Raw genomic sequence first — 17052 nt, 5'->3', positions numbered from 1 at the left:
ATTTGGTTCGTCAAAGAATGCTAACTCTTATATGTTTCATCGTACCAACATTGCTGTTCTATATATATTTCTTTTTGAATCCTGTAATAGACACCTTCTACAATAGCTTGTTTGATTGGGATGGTATCTCACCTAAAGTTTTTCTCTTTGTTGATAACTATATAGAATTATTTACCGATCCAATCTTTTATAAATCCCTATTAAATACTTTCTATTGGGTGTTTTTAGTGCTTGTAGTTCAAATTCCAATCGGTTTTTTTCTGGCTTATTTTATTTATCAGCGAGTCAAAGGTTATAAATTTTTAAGAACCGTTTATTTTATTCCTGTTATAACATCGTCCGTTGCTGTGTCACTTGCCTTTTCATTTATATACGAAGCACAGTTTGGGATCTTAAATAGCTTTTTAAAATTAATCGGTTTAGACAATTTAACAACAGCTTGGTTACAAGATTCTCTTACTGCAATGACGGCAGTATCATTACCATTTGTTTGGAATTATATCGGTTTGATGATGGTAATATTATATTCGGGGTTACAATCTGTTCCAAATGAATTGATAGAAGCTGCTGAAATGGATGGGGTTAATGCACTACAAAAAATAGTCTATGTTATCTTACCATCGTTACGAAATGTATTAGTAATTTGTTTAGTTCTGGGTATCTCATATGCTTTTAAACAGTTTGATTACGTATTATTGTTGACGAATGGTGGGCCAGTACACTTAACAGAAGTTACGGGTACTTATATGTATAAGCAAGGATTCAGTGAAACTAGATACGGTTATGGAAATGCTATAGCAATTACCATGATGTTTATTGTTATTGTTTTTACAATGGTAATAAATAGAATGTTACAACCAAAAGATATATAATGGAGAGGTGAGGATATATATGGGTAAAGTCTTTTCTAATTTTGTATCCCCTTTAAAGTATCTATTCATATGGGGATATTTCTCGCTGACTTTTGGCTTATTTATTTGGGTATTAATAACATCATTTAAGTCTAATAGGGAGATTTTTTCAAATCCATTTGGTTTACCAGAATCATTTAATATTGACAATTATATTTTTGCATTATTTGATGTAAATATGGTCATGTATTTGTTGAATAGTCTAATTGTTGCAGTAGCTACCGTATTGTTATGTTTTGTACTTGGTTCTACGGTTTCTTATGCATTATCAAGATTTGAGTTTAAAGGAAATACGTTCCTATATTTACTATTTATTATCGGGTTAACCATCCCACTTCAATCCCTGATATATCCTATGTTTTTTAAAATGCATACGTTAGGTTTAAGAGACACCATTTTCGGAATAATCATTGTGTACACTGCTTTAAATTTACCTAAAACAGTTTTTTTACTAGTAGGATTTATGAAAGGGATTCCAAAAGAAATGGAAGAAGCGGCGATAATTGACGGATGCAACTATTGGAATGTATTTTCGAAAGTGGTCATTCCTATGAGTAAGCCAGTACTTGCTACAGTAGGTATTTTAGTGTTTATCGCTGCATGGAATGAATACATTTTTGCAACCGTTTTAATCTCTTCAGATGTAACAAAGACTTTGCCACTTGGGTTAGCAAGTTTTCAATCTTCGCATTTAAGTGAATATGGATTAATTGCAGCAGGAGTTATTATCTCCATTATTCCAGTATTAATTGCTTATATTCTATTTCAAGAACAAATTATTAAAGGTATGGCATCAGGTGCTGTTAAGGGATAATACAAACTAGTTTATTAGAAAGGTTAGGAGAGGTTATGTATAATTTACATCATTCAGCTAGGGATAGAATATATGAGCACGTTAAGAATCGTATCTAAAGCCAGGAAAAAAGTATCGGAAAAAGATGTTACCCAATATCGTTACTAGAAACATATGTAAGAGAAGCTTTTTTAAAACTCGCTAAAGAAGAACTGCTATTTTGAAGCAAAAATGTAATGACAAATTAGAATTATAGATATATATAACAATATACATGATGAATAGGTGGTGTGATAAAATGAATCAAAAAGAAGCTCAACGTAAAACTATTGAAACTTTAACAAAGACAGGGTTATTTTTAACGGAAGAGGAAAAGCAACGTGTGGAAATTGCTGATTTTGGTCTAAATCGATTAGAGCAAGAAGGCTTACAGTTAATTACATATGAAAATAATTCCCACTATTGTGCTAAAGAACTTGTCTTGTTTCCAAATCAAACATGCCCTGAGCATAAGCATCCCCCGATTGGTCAAACAGAAGGAAAGCAAGAAACATTTCGCTGTCGGGCAGGTCAAGTTTATTTATATGTAGAAGGAGAACCGACGGAACCGATCCAAGCAACGATTCCGAAAGAAAGTGAAGCATATTATACCGTATTTCACGAGATTGAATTAAACCCAGGTGAACAATATACGATTCCACCGAATACGTTGCATTGGTTCCAAGCAACAGATCAAGGTGCAGTTGTTTCCGAATTTTCTACTACAAGTCGTGACGAGTATGATATCTTTACTAATCCTGGAGTTAATCGAATATCTTAATATAATAGGAGGACAAAATGAAGCTAGCAAAAAATCAAAAATTATTGTTTATTGGAGATTCTGTAACTGATTGTGATCGTGCAAAACCAGAGGGGGAAGGATTATTTCAAGCGTTAGGAACTGGATATGTATCCATTGTTGATGCATTTCTACAATCGACATACCCTGAATTAGGAATCCGTGTCGTAAATAAAGGGATATCCGGAAATAATGTTATAGATTTAAAGAATCGTTGGCAGGAAGACGTACTTGACCAAGCGCCGGATTGGTTAGTCATCATGATCGGTATTAATGATGTGTGGCGCCAATTCGATTCTCCTTTTATTCCAGATCGACATGTTTATATCGATGAATATGAGAAAACATACCGAGAGCTAGTCGAGCACTCAAAATCAGAAGTAAAGCAATTAGTGCTGATGACACCTTTTTATATCGAACCTAATTCCAATGATCCAATGCGTTATAAGATGGATGAGTATGGTAAAGTTGTGAAGCAAATTGCGAACGAACACGATACATTATTTGTTGATACACAAAAAGCATTTAACACTGTTTTAGAGATAATCTATCCGGCTGCAATTGCATGGGATCGAGTTCATCCCAATCACACAGGCCATACGGTTTTAGCAAAAGCTTTCTTAAATACGATAGATTTTAACTGGCGGAAACAATAATGGTAACTAAACTAGTCTAGTTTCACTTGCGGTTCGTTCTATTGAGTAATTATTGGATATCCCCGGAAGCGAAATCCTGCTCCGGGGAAAAAGCATTCCCTTCCGAGGAAAAGGTCTCCTGTTCCCTGGATAAATGGATATATCCAGGGAAGAGAAGCGAATATCCCAGGAAGCGGAGCACTTATCCATGGAAGCGAAATCCTGTTCCGGGGAAAAAGCATTCCCTTCCGAGGAAAAGGTCTCATGTTCCCTGGATAAATGGATATATCCAGGGAAGGGAAGCGAATATCTCCGGAAGCGGAGCACTTATCCCGGAAGCGAAATCCTACTCCGGGGAAAAGCATTCTCTTCCGAGGAAAAGGCGTCCTGTTCCCTGGATAAATGGATATATCCAGGGAAGAGAAGCGAATATCCCCGGAAGCGGAGCACTTATCCCCGGAAGCGAAATTATGCTCCAAGGGAAAAGCACTCCCTTCCCGGAATAAATGATGAATTTATCCTTTTTTATTACTCATAGCCGCTTATTGATCCATTGCATAACATTATCCAGTGCTAAATCTCGATAGTGGGCTTGTAGCGGATGATGGAATCCATCATTAAACGTAACGAAATGCTTATCCGGTATCGAAACGGAATGGAAAAAATCTTGAATAAAACGAGGATGTATGATCGGATCTTTTTGATCGTAGACAAATAGAACTGGGAATTGGAATAAGGCTGCTTCTGCTATCGCATCAACTCCATTTTGGATTAACTCAAATAGCCAACGTGGCGTATATTGAGACGTCATTAATGGGTCTTTTTTTAGTTCTTTTTTCTTTGGTAGATATGGTTCTAAGGATGTGATTGCTCTGAAAATCCTTTCCCACTTATTAGGACGTATCGATAGGTTCGGTAATACACTAGAAGCAACTGCAAGGATTTTCTTGCTAAAAGAAGGCAGCTCAAAACGCAATGCTAATGCGGGTGAAGATAGGATTACACCATTTGTCTCATATGCGTATATTTGACTGTAACGAATCACAATTAAACCACCTAAGCTGTGACCGAATAAAAAAATGGGCATATGTTGAAACTGAGCGGATACCAGCTCAACGAGCGTATGCAGGTCGTCTACATATTCCTGGAATGTATTGATGTGCCCCCGAGCTCCTTCTGATTGCCCGAAACCTCGTAAGTCAGGGGCAACTACAGCAATTTCATGGTTGACACATTGGGCGGTAATCGGCTGATATCTGCCAGAATGTTCACCGGCTCCGTGCACAATAATAATGACTGCCTTTGGATGAGAAGGTGTCCAGGTTTGATAAAAAAGGTTAATGCCATCTTTTGATTGGATATAATTGCTCGAATACATGATATACCTCCACTTTAGCTTTATCACTACTATAGTCACTGATGTAAGTCTCAACTATAAGATAAATGTCATCACACCATATAGAACGGTCGAAATAGCAAGTGCGATTAATGCTGGAACTAATTTATACCTAGCGTATTGCATCGCATTAATGTTCAACAATCCAGCAATCGTATTATTGTTGTCACTTAACGGTGATGCGATTGAACCAAATGATCCGCTTGCAAATACTGCTCCTATTACTAAAGGAAAGGATGCATCAGCAGCCTGTGCCAGAGAGACCCCAAGTGGCATTAAAATCCCCCATGTTCCCCAGGAAGAGCCAATAAAATAGGACACAAACGAACCAATTAAAAACATGACAGGTGGAATCAACATAGCTGGTACCCAATCTACATTGTTGGTAACAAACGTTGAAAAACCGAGATCTTCCGTAACAGAAGATAATCCCCATACAACAGCTAATAAAAGGATGACAGACATAAGATTATTTCCAGCCTCAATAAACTCATGTATAGTGTTTTTTAACGATTTTTTTTGAATGATTTGCATGATGACCGTTATTAATAAGGTAATAAATAATGCCACCACCATTGCCTGTAAGACATCGGCTTCGATAAAGGCCTGGAAAAATCCATATCCTTGTTGATTACCATCCCACCAGGTCAGGAACAAAGTTAAGATAATCACTAATGATACGGGAATGATTAAATTCCATGGTTTTGCTTCGATATCATCGGCAGAGCTGTTGTCTTCATCTTTAATTCGTTCAGGGTCACGTTCATCTTGATCAATTTCTTTTGGATGGCGGAATATAACGAATAATGTCCCGATAACAATCATTGAAATGGCAAAAAAATTAAACGGAATACTGCGAATAAACATAGAATAAGGATCAGCTTCAATTCCTTGATTTTGCAAACCCATTTCGATAACGGAAACCATATAACCAACAAAAGCTGTAGCAATCGGGATTAACACAATAACAGGTTGTGTACTTGTCTCAATCATAAAGGCAAGTTCTTTGCGAGTCATGTTAATTTTTTGTAATAATGCCTTCATAATTGGTGCTACTGTTACAATCCGGAAACTAGGAGCACTAAATGTACCAAGTGTCGAAGCCCACGTTAGCAAAATGGCTTCTCGCTTTGTATTAATTTTCTCAGAAGTCAATGCAACAAATCCTTTGATACCACCTGAAGCCTTCATAATTCCGACAAGACCAGAAAACATATATAAGAAAATGATGATCTTTAAATTATTAATATCAGTTAAGCTGTCTACGATATATTGTGCTGCTTGTTCGATACCACCTATTAGAGACGGTTCAACGAAATAAGCCCCAACGATCAGTCCTAGAGTTAATCCCGGGAATACTTGTTTTGTTTTTATCGCTGTCACGATCACAACGATAAACGGAATAATGGCAATCCAACTACCTTCCATTTGTGTAGCTCCTTTGATAACAAACTGATGCTTATAGCTTGTATTAAAATGATAAAACTATACTTTGGTAAAAGGGTAAAATGGGGAGTGGTTGTCCGGCTGAATAGGTAGAAAAGCTAGATGCTTCAACATTGACAGCATCATAGATGAGCATGTTATATAAAAATAAGAAAACCAGCCGTTTCATGATTGGAAGGCTGGTTTTTCGCTCTCATTTTTATATAAAATTTACTGCTGCTGCTGCAATCTTTGCTCTACTTGCTGACAAACGTCATTCGCATTAAGTCCTTGAGCACTAATTACTGAACCTTGAATCGCAGTGTCTTGCATTCCCATCACATTTTGATCTTGACCAGAAACTACACAGCAATCACAGCCATTAGTATCTTGTTCTTGTCTTAATGTGATGACTTCATGCCCATTTTCCTGTAATTGTTGTTGTACTGCTGTTAAGGATTCCTCTACTCCAATACGCGCCATTTTATTTTCCTCCTTAAATTAACATCATCTTTTAATATGTTCTTTCATACATAGTCATATTTTTTACTACTTTTATCGTTTTATTCCTCAAATTTTTTAACTTATTAAATTCCTTCCGCATGAAAATAAGAGCAATGCAAAAAATAACGATGAGGTGATTATCATGAAAAGTAAGCGAAAAAAGACCTTTCATATGCCTAACCAAGCAAACCAGGATGGAGAATTAGGGATCAGAAAAGACGTAGATCCTGCCCATCTTGAGGATTCAAGTGAGCGCTATGCAGGAGACTCTGTTGACGCACATAAAGAATTGGAAGAAGCGAATGAATATGTTGCTAACAAAGAAATAGAACAAGTAAGAAATAACTCGTAACCTTGAATAAAACGGAAAAAAGGGTGATTAGTATGAAAGAGAAAAAACCACCAAAAACAGTAGAGATTGAACAAGAGTCAATACCTGAAATTAATCATGAAACACATCATCCTGATAGGGATGAAACAAGACTACAACAAGCGTCGAAGGAACCTGGTAATGATTATTTAAATACGGAAACAGGTGGACAAGGTGAAAAATAAAAGACAATCAAATCATACCAATGACAAACTAAAAAATAAGAAAGATCATGAATTTTCTGAAGAACTATCGGATGGCGGAGAAAGAAATGAAATGGTGAGAAGACAAACTGGCAGACATTGTGGTGGACTATAATCTATTTGTGGCTAACTTTCGAAAATGAAGGTTAGCCCTTTCAATAATTTTAAACTCCTTTTAGATTTTTTATTTTTTTAAAGTACCAAAATCGTATATAATAGAATTACACTTTAAAACGTTTTCATTTTTGGCTACGTAATCTAAAAGGAGTTGGACATATGAATCAGTTAGATCGATTGTTTAACCAATTTTATGATAATGCACTAGAAGAAACGGTTAAAGCAGTTGGCCCCATCGAACGAAAACTAACTTTAAAAAGTAGTTTAGTAGAGTTGTTAGGTGACTTCTCATATTTAGACGAAACACGAGTGGAGATGAAACCTACTGTTAAGGAAACGAAAGAATTTGATGACTATACCAGAGAGTTGATTTCCTTACCAGTTACAGAATTAATCCACATACCAGTCTATGTCTTGACACCCAAAAATGAACAACAAACCTATGCTTCGGTTTTAGCACTCCATGGTCATGGCTATGGTATTAACGAAGCAGTTGGACTGACTAAAAGTGGAGAAGAAGAACAAGGAGAGCCAGGTATTCATAAGCAATTTGCAGTAGAATTGGTGAAACGTGGTATGAAAGTGTTCGCACCAGAAGTAATGGGATTTGGAGATCGGCGCCTCACTCGAGATAAGGAAGCTGGCAATATTAATTCTTGTGAAGCAATGGCAACAAACCTGTTATTGGAAGGGAAAACTCTTGCAGGTTTACGAATATGGGAGGCACGTCGTATGTTAGATTATATCGAAGCCTGTTCTGACGTAGATACTGCACGAATAGGAATGATGGGTTTTTCTGGTGGAGCAGTCATTACGACATATACAGCTGCCCTAGACCTACGTGTAAGTGCAACTGTCTTAACAGGATTCCCGAATACTTTTAAGGGAAGCATTATGGCGATGCATCATTGTATTGATAATTATATACCGGGGATTTTGAATTATGCGGAATTGCCGGAATGGATATCATTAATTTCACCAAGAAGTTTATTTATTGAATCAGGGGAAAAAGATCCGATTTTTCCCAATAAATTTGTAAAAGAGGCAATTGCTGAAATTGAGAAATACTATCATAATCGCCCTGAAAAATTCGCTTATGATATTTTTCCTGGGGTACATGAAATTAGTGGAAGAAAGTCGTATGATTGGTTGATAGATCAGTTGCTTTCCCATTGAGGTAGGCTCACTATACGATGAAATCTATAAACGACGGAAACTTTATGTAAAATTCTTGTTTGCGATTTCAGTTTCTCATGAATGTGATATACTCATAATTAAAGACAGAATGGTAGCAGGGGGAGAAGTTGCGTGATGAAAAAATTATGGGAAACGTTGAAAACGATGTCTTTTAAAGAAGCAGTAGATTATATTTGGGAATATTATAAAATCCACATAATTGGGATTGTATTAGGAGTAGCTTTTCTAGTATCCATTTTATCGACTATTTTTGGGGAGAAAGAAGAAACCTATGAAGTGATGGTTGTCAGCCAAATACCGTATGATATTACGGAGCAATTCTCCAATCAAGTCAATGAGAAATACTTTGATGAATTCCAAGTAACAGTAAATAATATAACTTCTGGAGGCGAATCTATTGCGGATTTGTCCTATGCAGATATTCAAAAGTTTTGGGCTAATATTGGGGCTAATATGGTGGATATTATTGTAACGAATGAAACGATAGCGGAACAAATGGTAGAACAGGAAGGAATATTAGAAGTAGACGAAGTGGTTGACGAATCATTATTGGAGCAGAATGGTGTGGAATTATATCAGTTCGGAACAGAATCGGTATATGGGATAGATACGAACCAATTAGATGTTTTTGATGATATCGAGCCTTTCCAGGATAAGGTTTTAATCATCCCTATTAATTCAGAAAACCATGACAAAACCACACAATTTTTAGAAACGTTATTAGAATCCTAACCAAGAAATCGACAAGAACAACTTGTCGATTTCTCATTAGATAATGGGAGCGGACATCTGTTCCGTTATTTGTTACAAAAGTGCCGTTTTTAGCGTGTTAACGGACAATTATTCCGCTATTCATCGAAAATAACGCTTATTTTGATCAAAAGTAACCGAATAAGGGATTAAATGTCCGCCACCATCGAATAATAGCTGTTTTTCCATTAAATAACGAATTAAATGTCCACTCCATAAAACGTTAGTGTCGCCCAATATATCCAAGCCGTAGAAATCAACAGCTAATTCATTAGTTTGAGTTTTAGCTATGAATAGTTGCTTGTAATTTTATATTTTATAAGTTAGAAGGTGTGTTTACGATGAAAAAAGCCATTTATGTAATGGATCAGCGTTCGTTTGATCTAGTATATCCAAAGTTTGTAAGGGAAGAGATTGAGCAATTGGTTGATATAGTAGCAGAGCCTATCAATAAAGAACAAGTGTTGGATGATTTATCAGTACTTCAAGAGGTGGAGATATTACTAACTGGCTGGGGCTGTCCAGAGTTAAATGAAAGATTACTAGAACATGCACCAAATTTGAAAGCGGTGTTATATGCAGCTGGCTCGATTAAAACCGTCGCTACAGAAGCAGCCTGGGAAAGAGGTATTCTATTTACAACAGCAGTTTCGGCAAATGGACAACCAGTAGCAGAATTTACCTTATCACAAATTCTATTTTGTTTAAAAAACGGTTGGCAATTTGTACGTGGTATTGAGGCTAACCAACAATATCCAACAAAACCTTTTGCTATAAAAGGCGCTTACCGGAGTGTTGTCGGATTAATATCTTTAAGTACAGTCGGGAGACATACAGTAGAGTTGTTAAAACCATTTGATATAGATATTTTAGCTTACGATCCATTTGTTTCAGAGGAAGAGGCCAATCAATTAGGGGTAAAACTGTGTTCACTGGAAGATGTTTTTCGCAAAGCAGATGTTGTTTCCCTTCACACGCCGTTGTTGGAGGAAACAATTGGTATGATTACGGCTAATCATTTTAGCGTGATGAAGAAAGGAGCTAGCTTCATTAATACTGCTAGAGGAGCAGTTGTCCGTGAGAAAGAAATGATCGATGTTTTACAACATAGAACAGACATTACCGCAGTATTGGATGTAACGGATCCTGAACCTCCAGAGCAAGGCTCTCCGTTATACCAAATGCAAAATGTTGTGTTAACACCTCACTTGGCTGGAAGTGAAGGAGAAGAATGTGGCAGAATGGGTGCCTATATGTTAAAGGAATTAAAGCGATATATCAACGAGGAACCGCTCAAATGGTCCGTATCTAAGCAGCAATTTCAAAAAATGGCTTAAGAAAGGGGATGTAGCATGAAAATAGGTTTGTGCTCGGTAACATTTCGTGATAAAAGTCCAGAACAAATTGTAGATTTAGCGATGGAAGTTTCGTTAGATGGGATTGAATGGGGGGGAGATGTCCATGTTCCACCTAGAGATTACGAGCATGCAGAAAAAGTAGGTGAAATCACGAGATCACGAGGCTTAGAGGTAAGTTCCTACGGTTCTTACTATCGGCTAGCAGACCATACTGGTAATGAATATGATTTTACCACAATTCTGGAGACGGCAAAGAAATTACAAGCACCGGCAATTCGTGTTTGGGCAGGTATGAAAGGAAGTAACGAGGCAAATGATCATGATCGTAAAAAAGTAGTTGAGGATGCTAGAAGGGTAGCAGATTTAGCCTCAGATGAAGGGGTTACTGTACATTTGGAATATCATGATCATACGTTAACAGATACAAAAGAAAGTGCCAGACGACTAATGGAAGAGATCAATCATCCTAACCTTTTCCTATATTGGCAGCCTGCTAATAATGTCTCCGTAGCAGAACGGTTAGCGAGTATCGATTTAGTGAAGGAGTGGATAACGAATGTCCATATTTTTCACTGGCATTCTTTCGAGGACCGATTGGAGCTTATAAGTGGTGAAGGAGAATGGCAACAATATATAAAGGCAATCCAGCAAGATGGACATGATCGCTATGTATTAATGGAATTTGTCAAAGATGATGATGAAAGACAATTTCTGAAAGATGCTCAAACATTGCATATGTTAAGAGATACCATATATAAAACAACCTGATAACGCATATCAGGTTGTTTCTCTTTTGATTAAGGTTGTATCGATATACACTTTCTTGCAAATTTGCCGATCATCTCGCAACCGTTCCATCATCAGGTCTACCGCAGTTTTCCCCATCAACTCTTTTTCAATCCGAACACTTGTGAGTGCTGGATAAACATATTTCGAAACGCTAATATCATTAATGCCTATTAAGCTGATATGATCAGGTATCTCGATTTTGGCTTCATTTACCGCTTTCAGTGCACCGATAGCCAGCGGATCGTTAGCGGCGACAAAACCAATCTTATTTTCCAATGGATTTTCTAAAAATTGATTCATTAAATCATACCCACTGCCAACATTAAAATGATCTAATAGTATCAGCCTTTCATCTAATAACTCTATTTCCTTCATATATTCTCGAAAGCAATGTTCACGAATATCTCGGACAGGATCGGCTGTTCCTTGTAATGTTTCCTTCCCGCCAATAAAGCCAATCTGCGTGAGATTAAGCGTTAAAAAATGATCTACTGCTTGTCTGATCACGCTGCGAAAATCAGTCAGTACCGCGTCACAACCAGTATGTTCAATGTCAGAATCGACCAAGACAATATGTTGTGTTAGCTGTTTGAATTGGTCAATTTGTTTTTTACTAAAACGCCCGACCGCAAGAATGCCGTCTATATCTTTCGGAATATCCGCCAATTCATGTACCGTATATTTTAATAAGTGAAGATGATGCTGATTGGACTGCTCTTCAATGCCATGTCGGATCCCCATGTAATATAAATCGGTAAGTTCCTCGGCTTCTGTTACCCAATGTACGAATGCAATTCTTCTCGTTATTTTTTTCCGAGGTGCCTTCTTCTGATAAGAAAGGGACTCTGCGATTTCAAAAATCTTTTTTTTCGTGTCATCACCTACTGATAGCTTCGGATCGTAATTTAATACTCGTGAGACTGTTGCGATCGAAACACCAGCTTTTTCGGCAATTTCTTTAATGGTTGCCATACTATTCACTACCTTTAAGTAAAATAAGTAAAATTTAACTTGACTAGTTTTACTAATTATTTTATTATACTAGCTAAGAAAACACAATCTTTTGTTACAGAATGTATACGATTTCAGAATGAGGAGGGTTTTGATGTTAAACAAATCAAAGTTAGAATACACAGCTCCAAAGAATGGTTATCCGGAATGGAATAATAATCCCGATATATTTCAATTAAACCGGATGCCACAGCATGCCATAGCGATTCCTTATCAAAGTCGCAAACAGGCTTTGGCACAACAAGAACAGCAGTCACCTTATTACCAAAATCTAAATGGTGAATGGTATTTTCACTTTTCGGAAAATCCAGACAAAAGAATAAACAATTTTTACCAGACCGATTATGATGTTTCCAGTTGGGATCAGATTTCAGTACCTGCACATTGGCAATTAGAAGGATACGATTATCCTCAATATGTCAATACAAGATATCCTTGGATTGAACATGATGACATTAAAGCACCTTTTGCTCCAACCAATTATAATCCAGTAGGTCAATACGTGACAACCTTTGAGGTGCCTGAAAAGTGGGCTGACCAACCGGTTGTCTTACATTTTGCAGGAGTTGAAGCTGCTTTTTACGTGTGGTTAAATGGAGAGCTCGTAGGTTATAGTGAGGATACATTTACACCAGCTGAATTTAATCTGACTCCGTATTTACAAGCTGGAGAAAATAAATTAGCGGTGGAAGTATATCGCTGGGCAGATGCAAGCTGGTTAGAGGATCAGGATTTTTGGCGTATGAGTGGAATTTTTCGTGATGTTTACTTATATGCTTTACCGGACATTCACTTATATGACCATCGTGTCCGCACTACTTTTGATCAAGACTATGAGAATGCAGAATTGGAAGTGCAAGCACAACTAATCAACTATCATCTAAAACCCTTCTCTGCCAGTCGTCTAGAAGTAGAATTATTAACGGATGAGCATGAAGTCGTTACCAAACAGTCAGTTGAACTTGATATTACCGATAAAGAAAAAGCAGAAGTAACAACGAAAACAACGATACCAAATCCTAAAAAATGGAGTGCGGAAGACCCCTATTTATACACACTTGTTTTTACTTTAACAGGTGACAATGATGAGGTTGTTGAGGTATTTGCAACAAAAGTAGGGTTCCGTCAGTTTGAACTAATCGACAATATGATGCATATAAATGGAAAACGGATTATCTTCAAAGGGGTTAACCGTCATGAATTCACAGCAGACAGAGGACGAGCTGTAACCGAACAAGATATGATTGATGATATTGTCTTGATGAAGCAGCATAATATTAATGCGGTTCGAACTTCCCATTATCCGAACCATCCGAAGTGGTATGATTTATGTGATCAGTATGGCTTGTACGTGATTGACGAAACCAACCTGGAAACCCATGGTACCTGGCGTTATGGTCAGGAAACATTGGAGGATGCTTTACCTGGAAGTAAACCAGAATGGACTGCCAATGTTTTAGACCGTTGTAAATCTATGTATGAACGTGATAAAAATCATGCCTCGATCGTTATTTGGTCTCTTGGGAATGAGTCATTTGGTGGAGATAACTTTCTGAAAATGCATGATTATTTTAAAAATGAGGATCCGACTCGCCTTGTCCATTATGAAGGAATATTCCATTACCGTCGTTCTGATGATGCATCGGATATGGAAACAACCATGTACCGTAGTCCACAGGAGTTAGAATTTTACGCAAAGCAGCCGGGAGAGAAAAAGCCGTATATTTTGTGTGAATACAGTCATTCGATGGGGAACTCCACCGGAAACCTCCATAAATATACAAAGCTTTTTGATCAATATCCTTCCTTGCAAGGTGGCTTTATTTGGGATTGGAAAGATCAAGCATTAAGACATCAGACGAAAGATGGAACGGAATTTCTTGCTTATGGCGGTGACTTTGGTGAATCCCCACATGATGGTAATTTTGCCGGTGACGGCTTAATTTTTGCTGATGGTACTGTTTCGCCAAAACTGCTAGAAACGAAAGCATGCTATCGTAATATTGATTTCGAAGCTATTAATATGAAGACTGGTGAATTTAAAGTAGTAAATAAAAATCTTTTCCAACGTTTAAACGATTATAAATTAGTTTGGACTGTAGAAGAGAACGGAAAAGTAATAGAGTCTGGCATTCACCCGTTAGATGCGGAACCAGGTAGTGAACAAATCGTAAAATTAGCCTATCAAAGCGAACAATTTCAGCCAACAAAAGAGCAAATTGTTACATTACAAGTAATTTATGAGCATCCACCATTCTGGGCAGAAACAGATCATGAGGTGGCTTTTGAGCAATTTATTGTCCCTGCTGCTTCAAATAAAGAACTTGTCAGTGGCAATGTGCATATCGAAGAGGATGCTCATGTTTATCGAATGACTGGTGAATCATTTACAGTTACGTTTGAAAAGAAATCAGGCTTATTGTCCTCCTATCAAGTGAAAGGTACGGAGTTTATCAGACAGCCACTTGTACCGAATTACTGGCGAGCAATGACTGATAATGATCGTGGTGCAAAGGTAGATCAAACAAGTGGTGAATGGCGTAAAGCTAGTTTGGAAAGACAATTGGTTGATTTCAAGGTTCATGACAGTGAAAAGCAGATCGTAGTTGAAGCAAGTTATCGCCTGCCTACATCCACTATTTCGATGGTTAACTTAACTTATACGATAGATCCAACGGGAGAGATTGAAGTAGAACAGCAATTACTTCCTGGAGAAAGGTCAGCGGATATACCGGAGATCGGCATGCACTTTGAAATGGGTGCTACTTTTGAGAATCTGACTTGGTATGGTAAAGGACCACATGAAACGTATTGGGATCGCCAAAAAAGCGGTAAAATAGCCATTCATAATGGTAAAGTCAACGATCAATTACAGCCATACTTAAAACCACAGGAAAGCGGAAATAAGTGTGGTGTCCGTTGGTTGGAGCTTTCCGATGGAGAAGGCAATGGTCTGAAGATAACGGGAGACCCTACCGTTGAAGTAAATGCTCTTTCCTATACACCATTTGAATTAGAAGAAGCTAGTCATCATTATAAATTGCCAGAATCAGATAAAGTTTCTGTTCGTGTTAATGGTTGGCAAATGGGTGTTGGAGGAGATGATAGCTGGGGTCAACAGGTTCATCCAGAATATCGATTGCATGCGAATAGTTCTTATCGTTATCAATTCACATTAAAAGGTTTTTCCAGATAACTTTGTATTTGTGGACAAATAAGCGTATAATAGAGGTATCACCCATGAAAGGGAGTGCCGTATGGCTTATTTTAATAACCAGAAAGAACCTGTCCAAAATGTTGAGACGAATGTTTGGTCCTGTGTAAGTGATGATTGTCAAGGCTGGATGCGTGAGAATTATTCATTTGAAAAAGAACCTGCATGTCCAATCTGTAAATCAGAAATGAAGAAGGAAGTAAGAGTAATTCCGGAAATGAAATAATAGATGAGAAGCTACTCCTCGGTCAGGGAGTAGCTTCTTCATTATTTATTGAGATAAGCTAACTGTATGGAAAAAGTATTTGTTTATTAAAGAGCTAGGAAGTATTTCTAGGATGATGATTACATCTGAACATTTTCAATTATCGTATAACTAATCAATAGTTATTTGCTTTCTAGCTTGACAGAAGGGGCAATAAAAAGCTAAAAATAGAGTATAGAATGTTTTGTTGTTCGGACATTTTAATTAGATAAAGAGGCAGAGGGATAAAATTATGAAGTTGACGATACGAGAGATTGCAAAAATGGCAGGGGTTTCACCAGGAACAGTGTCAAAAGTAATTAACCAAACTGGCAGCATTAGCCCAAACACGATTCAAAAAGTAAAGAAGGTCATAGAAGATACAGGATATCAACCAAGTTTTTCAGCAAAAGCTCTTGCAACAAAGAAATCGAATATGATCGGCCTTATATATGCTGGGGAAGTTCATGTTGAATTCAACCATCCTTTTTTTAACCAGGTTATTAATTCCTTCAAAAACACGGTAGGACAGCTGGGCTACGATATTCTTGTTTTTTCAAACCAATCGTTTAATATTGGGAAAGAAGACTATGTAGCTCGAGCAAAGCACTACCAATTAGATGGCTGTTTAATTATTGCAGGGGAGCATATCGAGGAAGCAATTTATCAATTAGATCAAAGTGATATACCGACAGTGGCTGTCGATTTAGAATTATCTGGCGAGCATTCCAGTTATGTGATGACGGACAATGAAAAAATTTCAAGACAGGTTGTTGAGTATTTTTATTTGAATGGCATTCGAAAATTAGCATTTATTGGAGGACAAGAAGATTCGATAATCTCCAATGTACGTAAAGCGTCGTATGAACAATCCATGCAAGATTTTGGAATGGACTTGCGTGATAAATGGATTAAATACGGAAACTTTTTTGAAGAGAGCGGCTATGAAAAAATGAAGGAAATCTTAGAAGAAGGAAGTATACCTGAGGCGGTTTATGCTGTGTCCGATATGATGGCGTTAGGAGCTTTGAAAGCGATTAAAGAATCGAGGTTATCGGTTCCTAAAGACATCAAAATAATTGGTTGTGATGACATTGAGGCATGTAGATACAGTGATCCTACTTTGGCAACAGTAAAGCAGGATCAAATGAAGATAGGAAAGCTGGCAGCCAATATATTGCATGACTTAATAAATGAGAGGAAAGTACAGAAATCTGTATATGTGGACCCGGAATTAATTATCAGAGATTCCGGACAAATTTAAATCAGCTATTTTTTCTCATTGAGGACGTTTATT

At 37.3% G+C, this 17052-nt stretch carries 19 protein-coding genes; 15 read left to right on the top strand and 4 right to left on the bottom strand.

What is annotated here, in order from left to right; genetic code table 11:
• Positions 1–2 precede the first annotated feature (2 nt).
• The 5 genes from D569_RS22465 (at position 3) to D569_RS0103875 (ending at position 3683) form a co-directional block, all read left to right on the top strand.
• Positions 3–872: a carbohydrate ABC transporter permease gene (locus D569_RS22465; protein WP_018931091.1), complete on the top strand. Its 870-nt coding sequence runs from the start codon at positions 3–5 to the stop codon at positions 870–872.
• Positions 873–891: 19 nt separating this feature from the next.
• Entirely contained in the window at positions 892–1725 is an 834-nt protein-coding gene (locus tag D569_RS0103890) for a carbohydrate ABC transporter permease (protein WP_018931090.1), read from the top strand.
• 277 nt (positions 1726–2002) lie between these two features.
• The gene (locus D569_RS0103885) at positions 2003–2524 is read left to right on the top strand and encodes a D-lyxose/D-mannose family sugar isomerase (RefSeq protein WP_018931089.1); all 522 of its coding nucleotides are present in this window, start codon (positions 2003–2005) and stop codon (positions 2522–2524) included.
• Positions 2525–2541: 17 nt separating this feature from the next.
• Positions 2542–3198 carry an SGNH/GDSL hydrolase family protein gene (locus tag D569_RS0103880; RefSeq protein WP_018931088.1) on the top strand — a complete coding sequence of 219 codons (657 nt, stop codon included), beginning with the start codon at positions 2542–2544 and terminating at the stop codon, positions 3196–3198.
• 41 nt (positions 3199–3239) lie between these two features.
• Positions 3240–3683, top strand: coding sequence for a hypothetical protein (locus tag D569_RS0103875; protein ID WP_156822879.1), 444 nt, complete (start codon positions 3240–3242; stop codon positions 3681–3683).
• A gap of 26 nt (positions 3684–3709) precedes the next feature.
• Here D569_RS0103875 and D569_RS23570 read toward each other — a convergent pair whose 3' ends face one another.
• The 3 genes from D569_RS23570 to D569_RS0103860 form a co-directional block, all read right to left on the bottom strand.
• Positions 3710–4555, bottom strand: coding sequence for an alpha/beta hydrolase (locus D569_RS23570; RefSeq protein ID WP_018931086.1), 846 nt, complete (start codon positions 4553–4555; stop codon positions 3710–3712).
• 54 nt (positions 4556–4609) lie between these two features.
• Positions 4610–6001 (bottom strand): Na+/H+ antiporter NhaC family protein, encoded by a 1392-nt coding sequence (locus D569_RS0103865; RefSeq protein WP_018931085.1) that lies wholly within the window; start codon positions 5999–6001, stop codon positions 4610–4612.
• A 228-nt stretch (positions 6002–6229) separates the two neighbouring features.
• The gene (locus D569_RS0103860) at positions 6230–6481 is read right to left on the bottom strand and encodes a YkuS family protein (protein WP_018931084.1); all 252 of its coding nucleotides are present in this window, start codon (positions 6479–6481) and stop codon (positions 6230–6232) included.
• Between the two features lie 163 nt (positions 6482–6644).
• On the opposite strand from D569_RS0103860, the gene D569_RS0103855 reads away from it, so the two are divergent.
• The 7 genes from D569_RS0103855 (at position 6645) to D569_RS0103825 (ending at position 11265) form a co-directional block, all read left to right on the top strand.
• Complete coding sequence (locus D569_RS0103855; protein WP_018931083.1) at positions 6645–6854, top strand: hypothetical protein; 210 nt, start codon at positions 6645–6647, stop codon at positions 6852–6854.
• Between the two features lie 32 nt (positions 6855–6886).
• Positions 6887–7057 (top strand): hypothetical protein, encoded by a 171-nt coding sequence (locus D569_RS24275; protein ID WP_018931082.1) that lies wholly within the window; start codon positions 6887–6889, stop codon positions 7055–7057.
• On the top strand, positions 7047–7190 hold the full coding sequence (locus D569_RS24270) for a hypothetical protein (RefSeq protein WP_018931081.1): 144 nt from the start codon (positions 7047–7049) through the stop codon (positions 7188–7190). The genes D569_RS24275 and D569_RS24270 overlap by 11 nt, the downstream gene beginning before the upstream one ends.
• 161 nt (positions 7191–7351) lie before the next feature.
• Positions 7352–8368 (top strand): dienelactone hydrolase family protein, encoded by a 1017-nt coding sequence (locus tag D569_RS0103840; protein ID WP_018931080.1) that lies wholly within the window; start codon positions 7352–7354, stop codon positions 8366–8368.
• A gap of 132 nt (positions 8369–8500) precedes the next feature.
• On the top strand, positions 8501–9121 hold the full coding sequence (locus D569_RS0103835) for a hypothetical protein (protein ID WP_018931079.1): 621 nt from the start codon (positions 8501–8503) through the stop codon (positions 9119–9121).
• A 359-nt stretch (positions 9122–9480) separates the two neighbouring features.
• Complete coding sequence (locus D569_RS0103830; RefSeq protein WP_018931078.1) at positions 9481–10476, top strand: hydroxyacid dehydrogenase; 996 nt, start codon at positions 9481–9483, stop codon at positions 10474–10476.
• Positions 10477–10491: 15 nt separating this feature from the next.
• The gene (locus D569_RS0103825) at positions 10492–11265 is read left to right on the top strand and encodes a sugar phosphate isomerase/epimerase family protein (protein ID WP_018931077.1); all 774 of its coding nucleotides are present in this window, start codon (positions 10492–10494) and stop codon (positions 11263–11265) included.
• Positions 11266–11274: 9 nt separating this feature from the next.
• On the opposite strand, the gene D569_RS0103820 is transcribed toward D569_RS0103825, so the two are convergent.
• Positions 11275–12258 carry a LacI family DNA-binding transcriptional regulator gene (locus tag D569_RS0103820; RefSeq protein WP_018931076.1) on the bottom strand — a complete coding sequence of 328 codons (984 nt, stop codon included), beginning with the start codon at positions 12256–12258 and terminating at the stop codon, positions 11275–11277.
• A 133-nt stretch (positions 12259–12391) separates the two neighbouring features.
• Between D569_RS0103820 and lacZ the strand changes: the two genes are divergently transcribed.
• The 3 genes from lacZ to D569_RS0103805 all read left to right on the top strand — a co-directional run bounded on the left by lacZ (position 12392) and on the right by D569_RS0103805 (position 17019).
• The gene (gene lacZ, locus D569_RS0103815) at positions 12392–15493 is read left to right on the top strand and encodes a beta-galactosidase, LacZ type (protein WP_018931075.1); all 3102 of its coding nucleotides are present in this window, start codon (positions 12392–12394) and stop codon (positions 15491–15493) included.
• 61 nt (positions 15494–15554) lie between these two features.
• Positions 15555–15737 (top strand): cold-shock protein, encoded by a 183-nt coding sequence (locus D569_RS0103810; RefSeq protein WP_018931074.1) that lies wholly within the window; start codon positions 15555–15557, stop codon positions 15735–15737.
• A gap of 247 nt (positions 15738–15984) precedes the next feature.
• Positions 15985–17019, top strand: a complete 1035-nt coding sequence (locus tag D569_RS0103805) for a LacI family DNA-binding transcriptional regulator (protein ID WP_342662676.1) — start codon at positions 15985–15987, stop codon at positions 17017–17019.
• Positions 17020–17052 lie beyond the last annotated feature (33 nt).

The sequence above is a fragment of the Gracilibacillus lacisalsi DSM 19029 genome, from assembly GCF_000377765.1.
In the GTDB taxonomy this organism is placed as follows: Bacteria; Bacillota; Bacilli; order Bacillales; family Amphibacillaceae; genus Gracilibacillus; species Gracilibacillus lacisalsi.
This window is presented reverse-complemented; position numbering and strand designations above follow the sequence as displayed.

What these genes read in the sequence shown, in the direction of transcription:
- D569_RS0103890 (WP_018931090.1), top strand. Translation starts at nt 892, where the DNA reads ATGGGTAAAGTCTTTTCTAATTTTGTATCCCCTTTAAAGTATCTATTC.
- D569_RS0103885 (WP_018931089.1), top strand. Translation starts at nt 2,003, where the DNA reads ATGAATCAAAAAGAAGCTCAACGTAAAACTATTGAAACTTTAACAAAG.
- D569_RS0103880 (WP_018931088.1), top strand. Translation starts at nt 2,542, where the DNA reads ATGAAGCTAGCAAAAAATCAAAAATTATTGTTTATTGGAGATTCTGTA.
- D569_RS23570 (WP_018931086.1), bottom strand. Translation starts at nt 4,555, where the DNA reads ATGTATTCGAGCAATTATATCCAATCAAAAGATGGCATTAACCTTTTT.
- D569_RS0103865 (WP_018931085.1), bottom strand. Translation starts at nt 6,001, where the DNA reads ATGGAAGGTAGTTGGATTGCCATTATTCCGTTTATCGTTGTGATCGTG.
- D569_RS0103860 (WP_018931084.1), bottom strand. Translation starts at nt 6,481, where the DNA reads ATGGCGCGTATTGGAGTAGAGGAATCCTTAACAGCAGTACAACAACAA.
- D569_RS0103855 (WP_018931083.1), top strand. Translation starts at nt 6,645, where the DNA reads ATGAAAAGTAAGCGAAAAAAGACCTTTCATATGCCTAACCAAGCAAAC.
- D569_RS24275 (WP_018931082.1), top strand. Translation starts at nt 6,887, where the DNA reads ATGAAAGAGAAAAAACCACCAAAAACAGTAGAGATTGAACAAGAGTCA.
- D569_RS0103840 (WP_018931080.1), top strand. Translation starts at nt 7,352, where the DNA reads ATGAATCAGTTAGATCGATTGTTTAACCAATTTTATGATAATGCACTA.
- D569_RS0103830 (WP_018931078.1), top strand. Translation starts at nt 9,481, where the DNA reads ATGAAAAAAGCCATTTATGTAATGGATCAGCGTTCGTTTGATCTAGTA.
- D569_RS0103825 (WP_018931077.1), top strand. Translation starts at nt 10,492, where the DNA reads ATGAAAATAGGTTTGTGCTCGGTAACATTTCGTGATAAAAGTCCAGAA.
- D569_RS0103820 (WP_018931076.1), bottom strand. Translation starts at nt 12,258, where the DNA reads ATGGCAACCATTAAAGAAATTGCCGAAAAAGCTGGTGTTTCGATCGCA.
- lacZ (WP_018931075.1), top strand. Translation starts at nt 12,392, where the DNA reads ATGTTAAACAAATCAAAGTTAGAATACACAGCTCCAAAGAATGGTTAT.
- D569_RS0103810 (WP_018931074.1), top strand. Translation starts at nt 15,555, where the DNA reads ATGGCTTATTTTAATAACCAGAAAGAACCTGTCCAAAATGTTGAGACG.